Annotated in this window: 16 protein-coding genes; 4 read left to right on the top strand and 12 right to left on the bottom strand. The window is 72.3% G+C overall.

Annotated features, from left to right (window positions below; genetic code table 11):
• Positions 1–3: 3 nt before the first annotated feature.
• Positions 4–858, bottom strand: coding sequence for a biotin--[acetyl-CoA-carboxylase] ligase (locus EDF24_RS09635; protein ID WP_123702445.1), 855 nt, complete (start codon positions 856–858; stop codon positions 4–6).
• A gap of 74 nt (positions 859–932) precedes the next feature.
• Between EDF24_RS09635 and EDF24_RS09630 the strand changes: the two genes are divergently transcribed.
• Complete coding sequence (locus EDF24_RS09630; RefSeq protein WP_123656125.1) at positions 933–2528, top strand: acyl-CoA carboxylase subunit beta; 1596 nt, start codon at positions 933–935, stop codon at positions 2526–2528.
• The gene (locus tag EDF24_RS09625) at positions 2525–2782 is read left to right on the top strand and encodes an acyl-CoA carboxylase subunit epsilon (protein ID WP_243698413.1); all 258 of its coding nucleotides are present in this window, start codon (positions 2525–2527) and stop codon (positions 2780–2782) included. Before EDF24_RS09630 ends, EDF24_RS09625 begins: the two co-directional genes overlap by 4 nt.
• A gap of 765 nt (positions 2783–3547) precedes the next feature.
• Here the strand turns inward: EDF24_RS09625 and EDF24_RS09620 are convergent.
• The 4 genes from EDF24_RS09620 to EDF24_RS09605 form a co-directional block, all read right to left on the bottom strand.
• A complete protein-coding gene (locus EDF24_RS09620; RefSeq protein ID WP_260233401.1) occupies positions 3548–4603 on the bottom strand; it encodes a hypothetical protein in 1056 nt (351 codons plus the stop codon).
• A complete protein-coding gene (locus tag EDF24_RS09615) occupies positions 4600–5883 on the bottom strand; it encodes a sensor histidine kinase (protein WP_123702443.1) in 1284 nt (427 codons plus the stop codon). The genes EDF24_RS09620 and EDF24_RS09615 overlap by 4 nt, the downstream gene beginning before the upstream one ends.
• A 13-nt stretch (positions 5884–5896) precedes the next feature.
• Positions 5897–6613 (bottom strand): response regulator transcription factor, encoded by a 717-nt coding sequence (locus tag EDF24_RS09610; RefSeq protein WP_123656123.1) that lies wholly within the window; start codon positions 6611–6613, stop codon positions 5897–5899.
• A gap of 105 nt (positions 6614–6718) precedes the next feature.
• Positions 6719–7978, bottom strand: a complete 1260-nt coding sequence (locus EDF24_RS09605; protein ID WP_123702441.1) for a class I SAM-dependent RNA methyltransferase — start codon at positions 7976–7978, stop codon at positions 6719–6721.
• 14 nt (positions 7979–7992) lie between these two features.
• Here EDF24_RS09605 and EDF24_RS09600 point away from each other — a divergent pair, with 14 nt between their 5' ends.
• Together EDF24_RS09600 and EDF24_RS09595 are read left to right on the top strand one after the other, a co-directional pair.
• Complete coding sequence (locus EDF24_RS09600) at positions 7993–8772, top strand: nucleoside triphosphate pyrophosphatase (RefSeq protein WP_123702439.1); 780 nt, start codon at positions 7993–7995, stop codon at positions 8770–8772.
• 79 nt (positions 8773–8851) lie between these two features.
• Complete coding sequence (locus EDF24_RS09595) at positions 8852–10633, top strand: biotin carboxylase N-terminal domain-containing protein (protein ID WP_123656120.1); 1782 nt, start codon at positions 8852–8854, stop codon at positions 10631–10633.
• 145 nt (positions 10634–10778) lie between these two features.
• Here the strand turns inward: EDF24_RS09595 and EDF24_RS09590 are convergent, their stop codons facing one another.
• The 7 genes from EDF24_RS09590 to EDF24_RS09560 form a co-directional block, all read right to left on the bottom strand.
• The gene (locus tag EDF24_RS09590) at positions 10779–11732 is read right to left on the bottom strand and encodes a hypothetical protein (RefSeq protein ID WP_123702437.1); all 954 of its coding nucleotides are present in this window, start codon (positions 11730–11732) and stop codon (positions 10779–10781) included.
• A 247-nt stretch (positions 11733–11979) separates the two neighbouring features.
• Positions 11980–13650, bottom strand: coding sequence for a phospho-sugar mutase (locus EDF24_RS09585; RefSeq protein ID WP_123702435.1), 1671 nt, complete (start codon positions 13648–13650; stop codon positions 11980–11982).
• On the bottom strand, positions 13647–14486 hold the full coding sequence (locus EDF24_RS09580) for a purine-nucleoside phosphorylase (RefSeq protein WP_123702433.1): 840 nt from the start codon (positions 14484–14486) through the stop codon (positions 13647–13649). Before EDF24_RS09580 ends, EDF24_RS09585 begins: the two co-directional genes overlap by 4 nt.
• Positions 14487–14597: 111 nt before the next feature.
• Positions 14598–14885, bottom strand: coding sequence for a PTS sugar transporter subunit IIB (locus EDF24_RS09575; RefSeq protein WP_123656116.1), 288 nt, complete (start codon positions 14883–14885; stop codon positions 14598–14600).
• Entirely contained in the window at positions 14882–15328 is a 447-nt protein-coding gene (locus tag EDF24_RS09570; protein WP_123656115.1) for a PTS sugar transporter subunit IIA, read from the bottom strand. The genes EDF24_RS09575 and EDF24_RS09570 overlap by 4 nt, the downstream gene beginning before the upstream one ends.
• A 4-nt stretch (positions 15329–15332) precedes the next feature.
• Entirely contained in the window at positions 15333–16448 is a 1116-nt protein-coding gene (locus EDF24_RS09565) for an adenosine deaminase (protein WP_123656114.1), read from the bottom strand.
• 98 nt (positions 16449–16546) lie between these two features.
• On the bottom strand, positions 16547–17833 hold the full coding sequence (locus tag EDF24_RS09560; RefSeq protein ID WP_123656113.1) for a thymidine phosphorylase: 1287 nt from the start codon (positions 17831–17833) through the stop codon (positions 16547–16549).
• Between the last annotated feature and the right edge of the window lie 2 nt (positions 17834–17835).

The raw sequence follows: 17835 nt of genomic DNA, 5'->3' as shown, positions 1-17835 counted from the left end.
GCGTCATGCATACCGCAGGTGGGTGACGTCCCCCACGGCGACGCCCCTGGTCGAGCCGTCCTGATCCCGGATCGTGATGCGGCCCTCGTCGTCGATGCCGGTGGCGTCGGCCTCGACCACGGAACCGTCCGGCAGCTCCAGGCGCACCCGCGCGCCGATCGTGCCGCAGCCGGCGCGGACGTGCGACCGGACCGCCTCGGCAGCCGCGCCGCCGCCGGCGAGGGCGACCACCGCCTCCCGGACGCCCGTCCAGAAGGCGGACAGGACCGCGTCTGCCAGCGTGCCCGCGTCGCCGGTCGCGCCGGACGCGAGCAGGGAGGTCGACGTGGGGGTCGGCAGATCGGCTTCGGGAATGGTCAGGTTGACGCCGGCGCCGACGACGACGGAGCCGTCGGCGGCGACCTGGCAGAGGATGCCGCAGATCTTCCGGCCGTCGACCAGGACGTCGTTGGGCCACTTCACGGTCGTCCTGGAGGCTCGGCTCGTGTCCGCAGCGTCGGGCACGTCGTCCGGTGCCTGGTCGGGCACGTCGTCCGGCACCGGCTCGAGTGCCGCGCGCACCGCGTCCCGCATCGCGGCGCCCGCCACGAGCGGCAGCCAGCCGCGGTCCCGGTCGTCGAGCGGCGCACGGACCAGCAGGCTCGCCGCGAGGGTCTGCCCGGCCGGCGCCGTCCACGTGCGGTCGAGGCGGCCGCGCCCCGCGGTCTGGTCGAGCGTCACGACCACGCTGCCGTCCGACAGGGTCGGGGCCGCGTCCAGCAGGTCCGCGTTCGTCGATCCGGTGGTCGGCCGGAGGTCGAACACGGCGCCGGTGGACTCGACTGCGGCGCGCGAGGCCGGGAACGCGGGTGTGGACATGCACGCAAATGTACGGGCAGGAACCGTGGGGGTCCTCCAACCGGCGGGCACAGCCGCCCCGGTAGGGTGAGCGGGTGACTTCAGGCGACACCCCCGATCTCTCCACGACGGCCGGCCGGCTCGCCGACCTCCGCGTCCGGTACCACGAAGCCGTGACCGCCGCGGGCGAAACCGCGATCGCGAAGCAGCATGCCAAGGGCAAGATGACCGCGCGCGAGCGCATCGAGCTGCTCCTCGACGAGAACTCCTTCGTCGAGCTCGACGAGTTCGTCCGGCACCGCACGCACGCCTTCGGCATGGAGTCGAAGCGGCCCTACGGTGACGCGGTCGTCACCGGGCTCGGCACGATCCACGGCCGGCAGGTCGCGGTCTACGCCCAGGACTTCACCGTCTTCGGCGGCTCCCTCGGCGAAGTCGCCGGCGAGAAGATCGTCAAGGTGATGGAGCACGCGCTGAAGACCGGCGTGCCGATCATCGGGATCCTCGACTCCGGCGGCGCCCGCATCCAGGAAGGCGTGGTCGCGCTCGGCAAGTACGGCGAGATCTTCCGCCTCAACACGCAGGCGTCCGGGGTCATCCCGCAGATCTCCATCGTGATGGGCCCGGCAGCCGGCGGTGCGGTGTACTCCCCCGCCCTGACGGACTTCGTGATCATGGTCGACAAGACCAGCCACATGTTCGTCACCGGCCCCGACGTCATCAAGACCGTCACCGGCGAAGACGTCGGCTTCGAAGAGCTCGGCGGCGCGCAGACCCACAACGCGGTCTCCGGTGTCGCGCACTACCTCGCTGACGACGAGAACGACGCGCTCGACTACGCCCGCTCGCTGATCGGGTTCCTGCCGGACAACAACCTCTCCGACGCCCCGGCCTACGACGTCGCACCCGAGCTCGAGACCACCGACGCCGACCGCGAGCTCGACGTCGTCATCCCGGACTCCACGAACCAGCCGTACGACGTCACCCAGATCATCGAGCACATCGTCGACGACGGCGACTTCCTCGAGGTGCAGCCGCTCTTCGCGCCGAACATCCTCATCGGGTTCGGCCGGGTCGAGGGCCGCACCGTCGGGATCATCGCGAACCAGCCGCAGGCCATGGCCGGCACGCTGAACATCGACGCCGGCGAGAAGGCCGCGCGCTTCGTGCGGTTCTGCGACGCCTTCGGGATCCCGATCCTGACGCTCGTCGACGTCCCCGGCTACCTTCCCGGCACCGACCAGGAGTGGACCGGGGTCATCCGCCGCGGCGCGAAGCTCCTCTACGCCTACGCCGAGGCCACCGTGCCGCTCGTCACCGTCATCACGCGCAAGGCCTACGGCGGCGCGTACATCGTGATGGGCTCGAAGCAGCTCGGCGCGGACATCAACCTGGCGTGGCCGACCGCGGAGATCGCCGTGATGGGCGGCCAGGGCGCCGTGAACATCCTGTACCGCTCGGAGATCAAGCGCGCCGAAGAGGCCGGCGAGGACGTCGCTGCCGTCCGCTCCCGGCTCGCCAACGAGTACACGTACAACGTCGCCTCGCCGTACCTCGCCGCGGAGCGCGGGGAGCTCGACGGGATCATCCAGCCGCACGCCACCCGTGTCTCGGTGATCAAGGCGCTGCGGGCACTGCGCGGCAAGCGGGCGACGCTGCCGCCGAAGAAGCACGGGAACATCCCGCTGTGAGCGGCCGTCACGCCGCAGCGGTCCCCGCGGGGGCGCCCACCCCGGTCGCCGACGTGCAGGTCGTCTCCGGCGACCCCACCCCGGAGGAACTCGCGGCGGTCGTCGCCGTGCTGCAGCGGCAGGCCGACGAGGCCGCGGCTGCCGGGCGTGCCCAGGTCGAGGTCTCGCCGCGCGTCGGGTGGGAGACCTCCGCTCGTGGGCTGCGGAAGCCGCTGCCGCACGGGCCCGGCGCCTGGTCGCGTTCGCTGCGCTGAGCCGCTTGCGTCCCGGCGCGCGCTCCCCCCTGGTGGGATCCGTCCCCCGATGTACCCCTGAACTGGTGGACCGCATCGCCGTTGCAGGGTGCACTTCCTGGTCGGTCTCCCCTCACACGGGGGGCACAGTTTCTGGATGGGGACCGAAAAGGTCGGAATTGTCCCCCATAATGACGACTGACACGAGGCTTGGTAGTCGGCATAGTTACTGGTGTTCGGTGTCCTTCAACGAAAGACATCGCCGGACGGTGACCGACTAGGGTACGACGTCACTGTCCGCTGCGAGCCAGGGCGATATTCGGGTTGTCGCTCTGCCTCGGGTCGTGAACGGGCCGGTCGGGTTTCCTGACCGGCCCGTTCCCCGTTTCCGGGCGCTCGCGCCGCTGCCGCCGCGTGGTGCTGCCGCTGCCGCCGCCGCGTGGTGCTGCCGCTGCCCCGCCCGCCCCGTGGTGCTGCCGACGCGGAACGACACCGTCGCTGTCGTACGACAGCGGTCCTGTCGCTCCCGCGCGTCCGCAACAGTTGCGCACGCCCGACACCGACGAACTCGCTGTCGTACGACAGCCGCGTTGTCGCTCCTTGCGCACGCAACGATCGACACGGCGCCAGTCGATCGACTTCTGCGGTGTCGGAACATGCGGACGGATCAGCTGCGTCCGCATGCATCGACATCGCGCCAGTCGATCGACCGCTGCCGTGTCGGAACATGCGCACGCAAGCACACGGCAGCACGGCAGACGGGCACCCGGGCGCGCCCGGCGCGGCCTACGCGGGCTCGTGCCGCGGGATCTCGAGCCAGAGCGCCACGGAGTCGTCCTCGTCGCCGTCGTCCTCGTCGTCGTGGAGTCCGGCGCCGAGCGCTGCCGACTCGCTCGCCTCGCCGTCGAGCCGCAGCCCGACGACCGTGACCGCGGCGCCCGAGCCCTCGGGGACCGTGCGCACGATGACGTTGTCGGCGTCGTGCGCCTGCCGGAGCGCGTCCGCCAGGCGCCCGTGGATGCGACGGATGTCGTCGACCTCGAGCTCGTCGAGCCCGCCGTCATCGTGCAGCTGGACGACGGCCCCGCGACGGCGCAGGCGCATCACCTCGTCGCGGACGTCGTCGGAGAGCAGGGAGCGTCCGCGGATCTCGTCACGGATGGCCTGTTCGAGGTGCAGGCACTCGGTCCGCTCGGCCTCGCTGAGGTCGCCGCAGGAGTCGATGATCCGCTGCAGCATCGGCAGCGCCATCCGGGTGGTCTGGCTGAGGCGGAACTGGCGCTCGAACACGTGGGCGTCCTGCGCGGCCTGCCAGTCGGCGGTCTCCTGTTCGGCGCGGACGAAGTCCCGGGTGATCCGGGTGGCGCGGTTCATGGCCGCGGCGAACGCCGTCGCGACGAGGACCCAGGAGATGCTGCCCAGCACGCCGAGGGAGCCGAGCGCGCCGACGCCGGCCCAGGCGACGGTGTGCAGCGCGAGGAAGCCCACGCCGACCCAGGCGAACGGCCCACGCCCCCGGACGACGAGGATGACCATCAGCGTGCCGACCGCGGCGATCCACCACGTGGCGTACCCGGGTGCGTCGCCGAGCTCCACGACGGGTGCGGCGACGACGGGCATGACGACGGCCGTGGCCAGTGAGAAGCAAGCGGCCCACACCGGCAGCGCACGGCCCTTGACGAACAGCACGACGCCCGTCGCGGCGGCGTAGAGCGCCATGCACGCGACGACCGGCCCGGCGTCGGACACCCGCGTCAGCGTCGTCGCGGCGAGGACGAGGTGGTAGACCGAGAACAGCGCCGCCAGGCCGGTGGCGATGCCGGCCGGGATGGAGACCTTCACGCGGACACCCCCGGCGCACCCGACGAACCGGACGACGTCGACGCCGCCCCTGACAAGGGCGCGGACGCTTCCGGTGCCGGCCAGGTCAGCGTGATCCGGGTACCGGCTCCGGGCGCGGTGGTGATCTCCGCGAGGCCGCCCGCCGTCGCGACCCGCTCGATGATGGAGCGGCGGACGCCGAGCCGCTCCGCAGGGATGGCCGCGACGTCGAAGCCGGCGCCGTCGTCCCCGATCTCGACGCGGACGACACCGCTGCGGTCCTGCTCGACGGTCACCCACCGGGCGACGTCCGCTCCGGCGTGCTGCACGCTGTTCACCGCGGCCTGCAGCGCGGCGGAGGCCATCGCGTCCGCGACTGCCGCCGGCAACCGACGGGAGCCGAGCGCCCCACTGCGGACCGTCACCGGGGCGGCGAGCGCCGACACCGCCGAGGTGATGCGCTGCCGCAGTTCGACGAGAGGGACGGGAGGGACCTCGCCCGGGCCGTCGGACGCCGCAGCGGCGAGGTGGTCGATCGCGTTCCGGGCCATCCGGGCGGAGAGCGTCTTCGCCTCCACGGTCTCGGCACGCGCGGCGGAGAGCAGCGTCGTGAGGACGCTGTCGTGCACGATGGCGTCGACCTGCACCCGCTCGACCTCGGTCGCGTGCTCACGGATCGCCCGGGAGTACCGCCGCACCGCCGTCGCCTGCGCGGTGTCGACGGCGGCCGCAGCACGTCGGAGCACGACGATGAGCACGAGCGCCGCACCGCCGAGGATCGCCGTGTACACGCCGTCGAGGAGCGCGCGGGTGATGCCGACCTCGCCGCCGGCCGGCGTCAGACGGATCACGATGTAGACCGCCGGCACGAGCGCGTTGTACACGGTCGCCCGCCACGTGGCGAACCCCATGGCGGCGGCGATCGTGCCGACGTTGCACAGCCACCACGGCCACGGCAGCTGCGTCGACGGCAGCGCGTCGCGCACCGTGGACGGCCACGTGACCAGCACGACGAGGAACAGGACGGCGCAGATGATCTGCGCCGGCTGCGCGAGCCGCTGCACGAAGGCGGAGACGCCGACGAGCAGGAAGGACGCCCCGACGGCGAGTGCGGAGACGGGTCCCCACACCGGGTCGAGGTACGGCAGCTGCGCGACCACCGACGGCGCGAAGGCCGCGCCGAACCCGATCGCCGCGACGGCGAGCAGGATCGCGAAGGCGCGCTCGGTGGACCCCTGCGTGATCGTCGCCCGGACGCTCCGCGCGGGGTCGGCACCGAACGGCGAGACCTCGGTCGTCATGGTCGTGACCGCGTCAGCGCCCGTCGCCGTCCGGGTCGATCCCGGAGTCGAGGCCCGGCAGGATGCCGTCCTCCACAGCGCGACGGAGCAGGTCGACCTTGGTCGGTGCGGGACGCCCGACCTCGACGTACTTCACGCGGATGCGGTCGAGGTACTCGCGCGCCGTCGAGTAGCCGATGCCGAGCTGCTGTGCGGCGAGCTTCAGCGGGAGTCCCGATGCGTAGAGGTGCAGGATCTCGCGCTCACGGCGCCCGAGCTGGGCCTTCGCGAAGTCCCGGTCGGCGTCGATCGCGCTCGCCCACTCGAGGTTGTTGAGCACGTCACCGCGCGCGACGGTCGCGACGGCGGCCATCACGGTCTTCGTCGCGGAGGACTTCGGGATGACGCCGGCGGCCCCCGCCGCCAGTGCCTCTCGCACGTTCGCGACGCGGTCGGCGATGCTGTGCACGAGCACGGCCGAGCCGGTCCCCTGCACGCCCTTGACGTTCTCGGTCACGGTCGAGCCGTCTCCGAGGGACAGGTCGAGGACGACGACGTCGACTTCCCGCCCGTCGAGGTTCGCGATGTACTCCGGCACGCTCGCCGCGGTCAGCACGACCTCGAAGCCCTCGTTCTGGCATGCGGCCTGGATGCCGAGCCGGACGGACTCGTGGTCGTCGACGATCGCGACGCGAACCGGCCTCGTGGTGAGTCCGGTCGTCCCTGGTGTTGTGGTCGTGTCTGCTGGCACGGTGACCTCTCGTTCCGACGCGCCCGGCCCCTGAAACCGGACTGCCGTCAGAGGCAAGGATACCCAGGTCGGACCCAGGTTCCGTCCCCGCCGCACAAGAGGCCGCTACGCGATCGGCACCAGGCGCGCGACGGCCTCCACGTGGTGGGTGTGCGGGAAGAGGTCGAAGGCCCGCAGCGCCTCGAGCCGGTAGCCGAGATCGGCGAACGTGGCGACGTCCCGGGCAAGGGCGACGGGGTCGCAGGCGACGTACACGACCTGCGCCGGCTGGAGTGCGGCGATCTGCACCACGACCTCTCGCCCGGCACCGGCGCGCGGCGGGTCGAGCACGATCGTGCCCGCGCGGTACCGCTGCTTCTCGGCGGCGGTCGCGGCGGACACGGTGCGGGCGAGCCAGCGGTCGACCCGTCCGGTCTCGGCGCGGGCACCGATCCACTCGGCGAGGTTCTCCTGCGCGTGCTCGGTGGCGCGCCCGGAGCTCTCCACGCTCGTGATGCGGGCCTTCGGGCCGACCAGGTCGCCGAGCGCCGCCGCGAGCAGCCCGACACCGCCGTAGAGGTCCAGGTGCGTGCCGTCGGCGTCGAGACGGTCGCGGTCGACGAGGTCCTGCACGGCTCCGGTCAGCACCTCGGCGGCACGGTGGTGCACCTGCCAGAAGCCGTTGTCGTCCACCTGGAACGTCCGTTCGCCGACGGTCTCGGTCACGATCGTGGGGGTCTGCGTGTCGATGACGAGGCGCGCGCCCTCGGAGTCCGACGGCGCGACGACGTCGACGACGGACGCGCCGGGCATCGAGCCGCGTCCGAGCGGGGCGCTCGCCTGCACGGCGGCGGTCGCGAGCGGGAGCGCGGTCACCGGGACGACGTCGTGGGAGCGGGCCGCGAACGGTCCGGGGGTGCCGTCCTCGGCGACGTGCAGGCGGACGCGGGTGCGCCAGCCGAGGCCGTTCGCCTCGTCGTCGCCGGGTGCCGCCTCGACGACGACGTCGTGCCCGAGCACCTCCGCGAGGTCGATGTGCCCGAAGCGTGCGAACGAGTCCACGAGCACGTCGTGCTTCAGGGTGCGCTGGTGGGCGAGTGCGATGTGGCCGAATTCGGCGCCGCCGGGGCGCTCCGCCGGGTCGCGGTCGAGACCGGCTTCCGGCCAGACGTGGTCGACGCGGTGCTCGCTCGGCGTGATGACGCTGACCGTGTCGGCGCGCCAGAACGACTTCTTCCGGTCCTCCGTCACCCGCGCGACGACACGCTCCCCCGGGATCGCGTCCGAGACGAACACCACCCGCCCGTCGTGTCGTGCCACCGAGATCCCGCCGTGGGCGATCCCGGTGACGTCGAGCTCGAGCAGCGTTCCGACCGATTCACCCATGGTTCGATGTTCCCATGCGTCTGTACCTCGCGAGTACCTCCCCCGCCCGCCGGGCCCTCCTCGCCCAGTCCGGGATCGAGCCCGTGCTCGTGTCACCGGGGGTCGACGAAGACGCCGTCGGGGCGGCCGCCGCGGCGGAGCTCGGCCGTGACCTCACCGGTCCGGAGCTCGTCTCGCTGCTGGCGGTCGCGAAGGCATCCGCCGTCGCGGACGCCTCCGTCGCCGGGTCACCGGTCGACGGCTTCGTGTTCGGCGGGGACTCCGCGTTCGAGGTCGACGGGCACCTGTACGGCAAGCCGCACGACCCGGCCGTCGCGCGGGACCGGTGGCGGCAGATGCTGGCCGCCGGCGGCGGCACGCTCTGGAGCGGCCACTGTGTGCTCGACCGGCGCCGGGACCTGGACCCGACCACACACCGGCCTGGAGGCTCGGATCCGGCCAGCACCGAGCCTCCCGTCCGGCACGTTGTCGGCCCCGTGGCCACCGTGCCGCTCCTGGGGGACGTCGCGCCCGGCGGATCCGCCCTGGCCGTCGACGGCGACCGCGTGGTCGCGGTCGACAGCGCGGTGCTCACCTTCGCCGACGACGTGTCCGCGGACGAGATCGACGCGTACGTGGCGACCGGCGAGCCGCTCGAGGTCGCCGGCGCGTTCACCATCGACGGGCGCGCCGCGGCGTACATCACCCGCATCGACGGTGCACCGTCCGCCGTCGTCGGGCTGTCGCTGCCCGTGCTGCGGTCCATGCTGCTGCGCGGCTTCGGCGTCTCCTGGCACGACCTCTGGGCGCTGTAGACATCCACCTGCATTTGCCCGGCTTTCTTGTCGATGCCGGTCAATTCGACCTGCTCCGGCGCGAATACGCTGATGTGTCATGCCCCGTATCAGCAAGGTCCTCATCGCGAACCGCGGCGAGATCGCCGTCCGCATCATCCGTGCGGCCCGCGATGCTGGCAAGGCCTCGGTCGCGGTCTACGCCGACCAGGACCGTGACGCCCTGCACGCCCGCCTCGCTGACGAGGCGTACGCGCTCAACGGCACCACGAGCGCCGACACGTACCTGGTGATCGACAAGATCATCTCGGTCGCCCGCCGCTCCGGTGCCGACGCCGTGCACCCCGGCTACGGCTTCCTCGCCGAGAACGCCGACTTCGCCCGCGCCGTCATCGACGCCGGGCTGACCTGGATCGGGCCGTCGCCCGAGTCCATCGAGCGTCTCGGTGACAAGGTCTCCGCGCGCCACGTCGCCGAGAAGGTCGGCGCGCCGCTCGCCCCCGGCACCATCGAGCCCGTGCAGGACGTGTCCGAGGTCTTCGACTTCGTCGACCAGGTCGGCCTGCCCGTCGCGATCAAGGCCGCGTTCGGCGGTGGCGGCCGTGGGCTCAAGGTCGTGCGCGACCGGTCCTCGGTCGAGGAGCTCTTCGAGTCGGCCACGCGCGAGGCGATCGCGGCCTTCGGTCGTGGCGAGTGCTTCGTCGAGAAGTACCTCGACAAGCCGCGCCACGTCGAGACCCAGTGCCTGGCGGACGAGCACGGCAACGTCGTCGTGGTCTCCACGCGCGACTGCTCGCTGCAGCGCCGCCACCAGAAGCTCGTCGAGGAAGCCCCCGCGCCGTACCTGACGCCCGCACAGGAGTCCGCGCTGTACTCGGCGTCGAAGGCGATCCTGCGCGAGGTCGGCTACGTCGGTGCCGGCACCTGCGAGTTCCTCATCGGGGCCGATGGCACGGTGTCCTTCCTCGAGGTGAACACCCGCCTGCAGGTCGAGCACTGCGTGTCCGAAGAGGTCACCGGCATCGACCTGGTGCGCGAGCAGTTCCGCATCGCCGAGGGCGGCGTGCTCGACTACTCCGACCCGATCCCGCGCGGTCACTCGTTCGAGTTCCGCATCAACGGCGAGGACCCGGGTCGCAACTTCTTCCCGGCACCCGGCCCCGTGCACGTGTTCCACGCGCCGTCCGGCCCCGGCGTCCGCGTCGACTCGGGCGTCGTGTCCGGCGACGTCGTGTCCGGCTCGTTCGACTCGATGCTCGCGAAGCTCATCGTCACCGGCGCCACGCGTGCCGAGGCGCTCGAACGCTCGCGGCGCGCACTCGCCGAGTTCGAGGTCGCCGGACTGCCGACGGTCATCCCGTTCCACCGCGCGGTCGTGTCGGACCCGGCGTTCGCCACTCCCGACGACGTCCCGTTCAGCGTGTACACGCAGTGGATCGAGACCGACTTCGACAACGACATCCCGGCGTGGAGCGGTTCCCCCGAGGAGCTGCCGGCGCCCGCGTCCCGCGACACCGTCGTGGTCGAGGTGCAGGGCAAGCGCATCGAGGTCACCATGCCGTCGATCGTCGGCGGCGGGGCCGGCGCGGCCGCAGGTCGTCGTCCGGCCGGACCCTCCGCTCCCCCGCGTCGTCGCACCTCGGCCGTCCGCGGCGGCCGCACCGTCTCCGGGTCGTCCGTGGCGTCGCCGATGCAGGCCACCGTCGTGAAACTCGCGGTCGCCGAGGGTGACACCGTCGTGAAGGGCGACCTGCTCGTGGTGCTCGAGGCCATGAAGATGGAGCAGCCCGTGCAGGCGCACAAGGACGGCGTCGTCACCGGGCTGAACGCCCCCGTCGGCCAGACGATCTCGTCCGGCCACGTGCTGCTCGAGCTCGCGTAGCGCGCTGCGCGCGCTGCGCGCGCGGGCGCGCTGCGCGCCGCGGCGCCCCGTGGTGCCGTTCGGCAGCGCACCACCGAAACCGGTTCGAACCGCGGATCTCCGTGGTTCGAACCGGTTTCCGTTGTGCGGTGACGATCGACATCGTTCAGCGCACCGTGCGGAACGAGCGTTCGACCATCGGGACCCCGCACGAGCGGAGCAGAGCGCGGAGGAGTTCTGCGTCGTTCGCCTCAGTCCAGCCGAAGCGTCCGATGCCGTTCACCCCCGGAACCCGACGGAGTCGGTCCTCGCGCCGCTTCTCGGCGTAGACGACATCGGCCGCAGTGGTGCCCGCGTCGCGCATCGACGCGTCGGTGTACTTCGCTCGGCCGTCGAACTCGAGCACGATGCCCTGCTCCGGGAACCAGAAGTCGACGCGCGCGACGAACCCCGCATCGTCGTGGAACTCGCGCTGGAGCTCGGGCCGCGGTGCCCCGACCTCATCGAGCGCGACCCGGGCGACCGACTCCCCGGGAGAACCGCTCAGTGCGTCCGCGAGCTCGATCGCGGCGGTGGCGCGAGCACGACCGTGCACCGCCGATCGCCCTGCGAGCTCCGTGGTGAGCGCAGCCCGATCGACGCCGCGTCGGAGAACCACGTCGAGGATCGGGACGGACAACCGCAGTTCGTACGCGATGGCGATGTCGATCGCCGTCACCACGATGTCGGTCACGCGCCGCCCCGTCGTCGTCATCCGGACGGTCTGCAACGAGCGGTCCTGTCCGGGATGTTTCCGCACGGACCGGAGCGACTGGGTCGTGGTCCGCTGCGTGTCGATCACCTCCACCACATCCGGGAACTCACCCCGCCAGGGGAGCCCGTGGAGCGCGGCCGCCGAGGCGTGCGACACGATCAGTCGTTCGGAGAGTCGACCGTGGACCGCTCGGACCCGCGCGACGTGTCTCGTGCCCGGGTCCGCTCGACGCCAGGCGTCAGCGTCGACATAGCGCGCAGGTGCCAGGCGGAGCAGCCGGCCGGTGTCCGCCGCGGCGCTCAGCCGTGCACCGCGGCGCCCGGTCGTGTCCGCAGCCCCACCCACGAGGATCTCGAGACGTTCCATCCCCGCATCGTCTCGGGGACCGCTCAAGACGGGTGCTCGCGCGCCCGATCTGTGCACAACCTCGGCGGGCCGACCCCTTGTGGAGGACTCCCCCACGCGTCCTCGGCGCGGAGCTCGAACAACCAAAAACGGCTCGAACCGCGGATGACCGTGGTTCGAGCCGGTTTCGGTTGTGCGCTGCCAAGACGCACCGCGGCCGGCACGTCAGCGCCGGGCGCGGCGCGCGGCAGCAGCGCAGCGCAGCGCGCTACGAGACGCGGGGGCGGATGTCGGCGGCGAGGGCGTCGACGAGCGACTGGGCCTCGGCGGGGGTGGCCGCGACCGTGTCGATGTAGACCTTCACCTTGGGCTCGGTGCCGCTCGGACGGACGATGACCCGCGCCTCCCCGGCGAGGTCGTAGCGCAGGATGTCGGACGGCGGGAAGCCCTCCACGCCGGACTGGTAGTCCGTCGTGGCGAGGACCTCGATGCCGCCGAGCGACGTCGGCGGTGCGTCCCGGAGCGCGGACATGATCGCGCCGATGCGGGACAGGTCGTCGACGCGGGTCGCCACCTGCCCGGACGCGAACGCGCCGAACTCCGCCGCGAACGCCTCCAGCTGCCCGGCGATGCTCGACCCCGATGCCGCCAGCGACGTGGCGAGCGAGAGCAGTTCGAGCGCCGCCGAGATGCCGTCCTTGTCGCGGACCACCTGCGGGTCGACGAGGTAGCCGAGCGCTTCCTCGTACCCGAAGAGCAGGTCGGGCACGCGGGAGACCCACTTGAAGCCCGTCAGGGTGTCCCGGTACCCGAGGCCGTGCCGGGCAGCGACCCGGGACAGCGCCGGCGACGACACGATCGACGCCGCGAGCACCCCGGACCGCCCGGCCTCGACCGCCCGCGACGCAGCGCGCCAGCCGAGCAGCCAGCCCACCTCGTTGCCGGACAACCGCCGGTACTCGCGCGGACCGGACCGGGGGGCACCCACCGGGATCGCCAGGGCGAGCCGGTCGGCGTCGGGGTCGTTCGCGATCACCAGGTCCGCGCCGACCGCGACACCGCGGGCGATCGCGAGGTCCATCGCGCCCGGCTCCTCCGGGTTCGGGAACGACACCGTCGGGAACGCCCCGTCGGGCTCGATCTGTTCCGGCACGACGGCCGGTTCGGCGAACCCGGCCGCGGCGAACACCGCCCGGGCGGTCTCCCACCCGACGCCGTGCATGGCCGTGTAGACGACGGACGGCTGCGATGCGACCGGGAGGGCCGGTGCGGGCACGATCGCGGCCGTGGCGGCCACGTAGGCGTCGAGGACGGCAGCCGGGGCGACCGTGTAGTCCGTCGCGCGCGGCAGGGCGGCGATGGACCCCGCGGCGACGGCGTCGATCGCGGCCGCGATGGCGCCGTCGACCGGCGGCACGATCTGCGATCCGTCGTCGTCCCCGCCGAGGTACACCTTGTAGCCGTTGTCCCGCGGCGGGTTGTGGCTCGCGGTCACCATCACGCCGGCACCGACGTCGAGGTGCCGGACGGCGAACGCCAGCACGGGCGTCGGGAGCGCGGACGGCAGCAGCGTGACGTCGAGGCCGAGGCCCCGCATCACCTCGGCCGAGTCCCGGGCGAAGACGTCCGAGTTCACCCGGCCGTCGTACCCGATGACGACGCTCCGCTGCCGGCCGGTGTCGATGAGGAACCGCGCGAGACCGGCGGCCGCCTGGGTCACCACGACCCGGTTCATCCGGAGCGGACCCCAGCCGAGCTCGGCGCGGAGCCCGGCGGTGCCGAACTCCAGCCGCCCGGCGAACCGTTCGGCAAGGACCGACAGGGCTTCCTCGTCGCCCGACGACGCGCGCGCGACCACGGCGTCGAGCGAGCCCTGTGTTTCGAGGTCCGGGTCCTGCGCGAGCCACGCCCGCGCGACGTCGAGCACGTCCGTGGTCACAGCGCCGCCACCACGCGTGCGAGCAGGTCCGCGATCACCGGCTCGGCCTCCCGCCCGGCCTCGAGCACCTCGGCGTGGGACAGCGGGGTCTTCTGGATGCCGGCGGCGAGGTTCGTGATGAGCGAGAACCCGAGGATCTCCATGCCGGCCTGGCGGGCGGCGATCGCCTCGAGCGCGGTGGACATGCCGACGATGTGGCCGCCGATGGTCTTCGCCATCTGGACCTCCGCCGGGGTCTCGTAGTGCGGACCGCGGAACTGCGTGTAGACGCCTTCGTCGAGGGACGGGTCGATCGTGCGGGCGACGGCGCGGAGCCGCGCCGAGTACAGGTCGGTGAGGTCGATGAAGGTCGCGCCCTCGAGCGGGCTGTCCGCGGTGAGGTTGATGTGGTCGCTGATGAGCACGGGCGTGCCCGGCTTCCAGTGCTCCTTGATGCCGCCGGCACCGTTCGTCAGCACCATCGTGGTGGCACCGGTCGCGGCGGCGGTGCGGACGCTGTGCACGACACGACGGACTCCGTGGCCCTCGTAGTAGTGCGTCCGGGCCCCGATCACGAGCGCGTGGCGCCCGTCGGGCAGGCGGATCGAGCGCACCGTGCCGGAGTGCCCGGGGACGGCGGAGGCGCTGAACCCGGGGACCTCGGCGGCGGGGATCTCGGAGACGGTCTCGCCGACGAGGTCGGCGGCCTTCCCCCACCCGGATCCGAGTGTCAGGGCGATGTCGTGCCGCTCGATGCCGGACTTCGCTGCGATGACGGCTGCGGCATCACGGGCGACGTCGAACGGGTCGACGGCGGGGTCGTTGAGCGGGTTGGAGTCGGTGGTCGTGCTGGCCATGGGCCAATGCTACGGGTCACCGAGCGCAGCGCCGCGCGCCCCGCTCCGGGGCACCCAGCGCAGCGCCGTGCGCCCCGCTCCGGGGCCCCCAGCGCAGTTCCGTGCGCCCCGCTACGGCGCCGGTGCCTCGCCCAAGGACCGCTCGACGGCGGCCGTGATCTCGCTCTGGTCGAAGTGGTTCCGGATCACGATGACCTCGGCGTAGGTGTCCCCGATCGCCTCGACGAACTCCTGCGAGGTGAGGATCACGTTCGCGTCGTCGGACACCGCGCGCACCGAGGCGACGTCGGCCGCCACGACCTCTGCCGTGAGCCCGAGCGCCGACAGGGCCTTCTCGGCGTTCACCTTGAGGATCGCGCTCGACCCGATGCCCGCGCCGCAGATGGTCACGATCTTCATGCCGACACCCCCATGATCGAGCGGATCTCCGCTGCGGACCCGGCCGCGGCGAGCCGGGACGTCACGGAGGCGTCGTTGAACAGGTTCGCGATCTCGCCGATGGACTCGAGGTGCGTCCCGACCCCGGCGACGGCGAGCCCGAGCACCACCGAGACGGGGTCGTTGTGCGGGTGCCCGAACGACACGGGCGTGGACAGCGTCACGACGGCGAGGCCGTCCCGGAGCACCGACGATCCCGGCCGTGCGTGCGCGAACGCCAGCCCGGGCGAGATCACGATGTACGGCCCGTGTTCCTCCACCATGGCGATCATGGCGTCGGTGTAGGCGTCCGTCGCCGCTCCCGACGCGACGAGGGCGCCACCGGCGAGCCGGAGCGCGTCACGCCACGTCGGCGCGGACGCACCGAGCACGACGGCGTCGTCGGAGAGCGGCGGCAGACCCATGCGATCAGGCCTCCGCGTAGCCGGACGTGATCAGCGCGATGATCTCCTCGCGGTCCTCGAGCGGCAGGAACGAGCCGAGGGCGGCGTTGATCTGGAACGCGGCGAGGTCGTCGAGGTCGTACCCGAACGTGCCGGCGAGGAGTGCCAGCTCCTTGGTGAGCGTGGTGTTGCTCATCAGGCGGTTGTCGGTGTTCACGGTGACCCGGAAGCCGAGCTGGTAGAGCACGTCGAACGGGTGGTCGGCGAGGTCGTCGCCCCACGCGGCGATCGCGCCGGTCTGCAGGTTCGAGGACGGCGAGAGCTCGAGCGGGATCTCGCGGTCACGGACCCACGAGGCGATCTCCCCGAGGGACGCCAGCGTGGAGCCGTCACCGGCGTCGGAGAGGGTGACGTCCTCGAACAGGCGGACACCGTGGCCGAGGCGGAGCGCGCGACCGTCGACGAGGGCCGAGCGGATCGAGGCGAGCCCGTCGGCTTCACCCGCGTGCACGGTGACGGGGAAGAGCTCGGAGGCGAGGTAGTCGAACGCGGCGCGGTGGTTCGAGGCGGGGAACCCGGCTTCGGCTCCGGCGATGTCGAACCCGACGACGCCGCGGTCACGGTGGCGGACGGCGAGCTCGGCGATCTCGAGCGCGCGGTCGGCGTGGCGCATCGCGGTGACGAGCTGTCCGACGCGGATCGCTCCGCCGGCGGCGTCGACCGCTTCCTCGATGCCGGCCTGCACGGCCTCGACCGTCTCGTCGAGGGTCAGCCCGCCCTGCAGGTGCTGCTCGGGCGCCCACCGGATCTCGCCGTACACGACACCGTCGGCGACGAGGTCCTCGACGAACTCCCGCGCGACGCGGGTCAGGCCGTGCGCCGTCTGCATCACGCTCGTGGTGACGTCGAACGTCTTGAGGTACTCGACGAGCGACCCGGAGTTCGACTGGTCCGCGAACCACTGGCCGAGCTCGGCGGCGTCGGTGGTGGGGAGCGCGATGCCCGCCGCGTCGGCGAGCTCGATGATCGTCGCGGGGCGGAGGCCACCGTCGAGGTGGTCGTGCAGCGAGACCTTGGGCAGGTCGTTGATCACGGCGCCCGCGTCGGGCAGTCGGTACGTGGGTGCGGCGTCGGCGCTCATGTCCACCAGGCTATCGGTGGTCACCCCCGCCTCGCAGGCGACGTCCCACAGGTTCGTGGAGAACTGCCTGGAGGCTCCCTACATGTGGACAGACGACCTCACGTCAGGCGCTCACGCACGATCGGCCCCCGCGCCGGAGCGGACGATCCGATCGACCAGGCCCCGTCGAGCACCTCGAGCGCACGCGGGATCCGCGATTCCTCGTCGGTGTGCAGCGTCCAGAGCGGCTGCCCCTCGGTCACGGTGTCGCCGGGCTTGACGTGCAGCTCGATGCCGGCCCCGGCCTGCACCGGGTCCTGCGCACGGGCACGACCGGCGCCGAGCCGCCAGGCGGAGACACCGAACGGCAGCGCCTGCTGCTCGACGAGCACGCCGGACGACGGCGCCGTGACGACGTGCTGCTCGCGGGCGACGGGCAGCGCGGCGGCCGGGTCCCCGCCCTGCGCCCCGATCATCCGGCGCCAGGTGTCCATCGCGCGGCCGTCGGCCAGCGCCGCAGCCGGGTCGGCGTCCGGCAGCCCCGCCAGGCGGAGCATCTCGGAAGCGAGCGAGAGCGTCAGGGACACCACGTCCGCCGGGCCGCCGCCCTCGAGGACCTCGATCGACTCCCGCACTTCGAGCGCGTTGCCGATCGTCAGCCCGAGCGGGACCTCCATGTCGGTCAGCAGCGCCGAGGTCGCGACCCCGGCGTCCTTGCCGAGGTCGACCATCGTCTGCGCGAGCTCCCGGGACGCTTCGTACGTGGGCATGAACGCCCCCGACCCGAACTTCACGTCGAGCACGAGCGCACCGGTGCCCTCGGCGATCTTCTTCGACATGATGCTCGACGCGATGAGCGGGATGCACTCGACGGTCCCGGTGATGTCGCGGAGCGCGTAGAGCTTCTTGTCCGCGGGTGCCAGGCCCGAGCCGGCCGCGCAGATCACGGCCCCGACGTCGTCCAGGATCTCGAGGAGCCGGTCGTTCGACAGCGATGCCTGCCACCCCGGGATCGACTCGAGCTTGTCGAGCGTGCCGCCGGTGTGGCCGAGCCCGCGCCCGGAGAGCTGCGGCACGGCGACCCCGAACGACGCCACGAGCGGCGCGAGCGGCAGGGTGATCTTGTCGCCGACCCCACCGGTGGAGTGCTTGTCCACGGTCGTCTTGCCGAGCGAGGAGAACGACATCCGCTCCCCCGACGCGATCATCGCGAGCGTCAGGTCCTTGATCTCCCGGCGCTCCATCCCGTTCAGGAAGATCGCCATCGCGAGTGCGGCCATCTGCGGGTCCTCGACGTACCCGCGGGTGTACGCGTCGACGAGCCAGTCGATCTCCGGCGTGCTCAGCGCGGAGCCCGAGCGCTTGGTGCGGATGAGGTCGACGGTGTCGAACGGTTCGACGGCCATGG

It is taken from the genome of Curtobacterium sp. PhB130 (assembly GCF_003755165.1).
Taxonomy (GTDB): Bacteria; Actinomycetota; Actinomycetes; order Actinomycetales; family Microbacteriaceae; genus Curtobacterium.
This window is presented reverse-complemented; position numbering and strand designations above follow the sequence as displayed.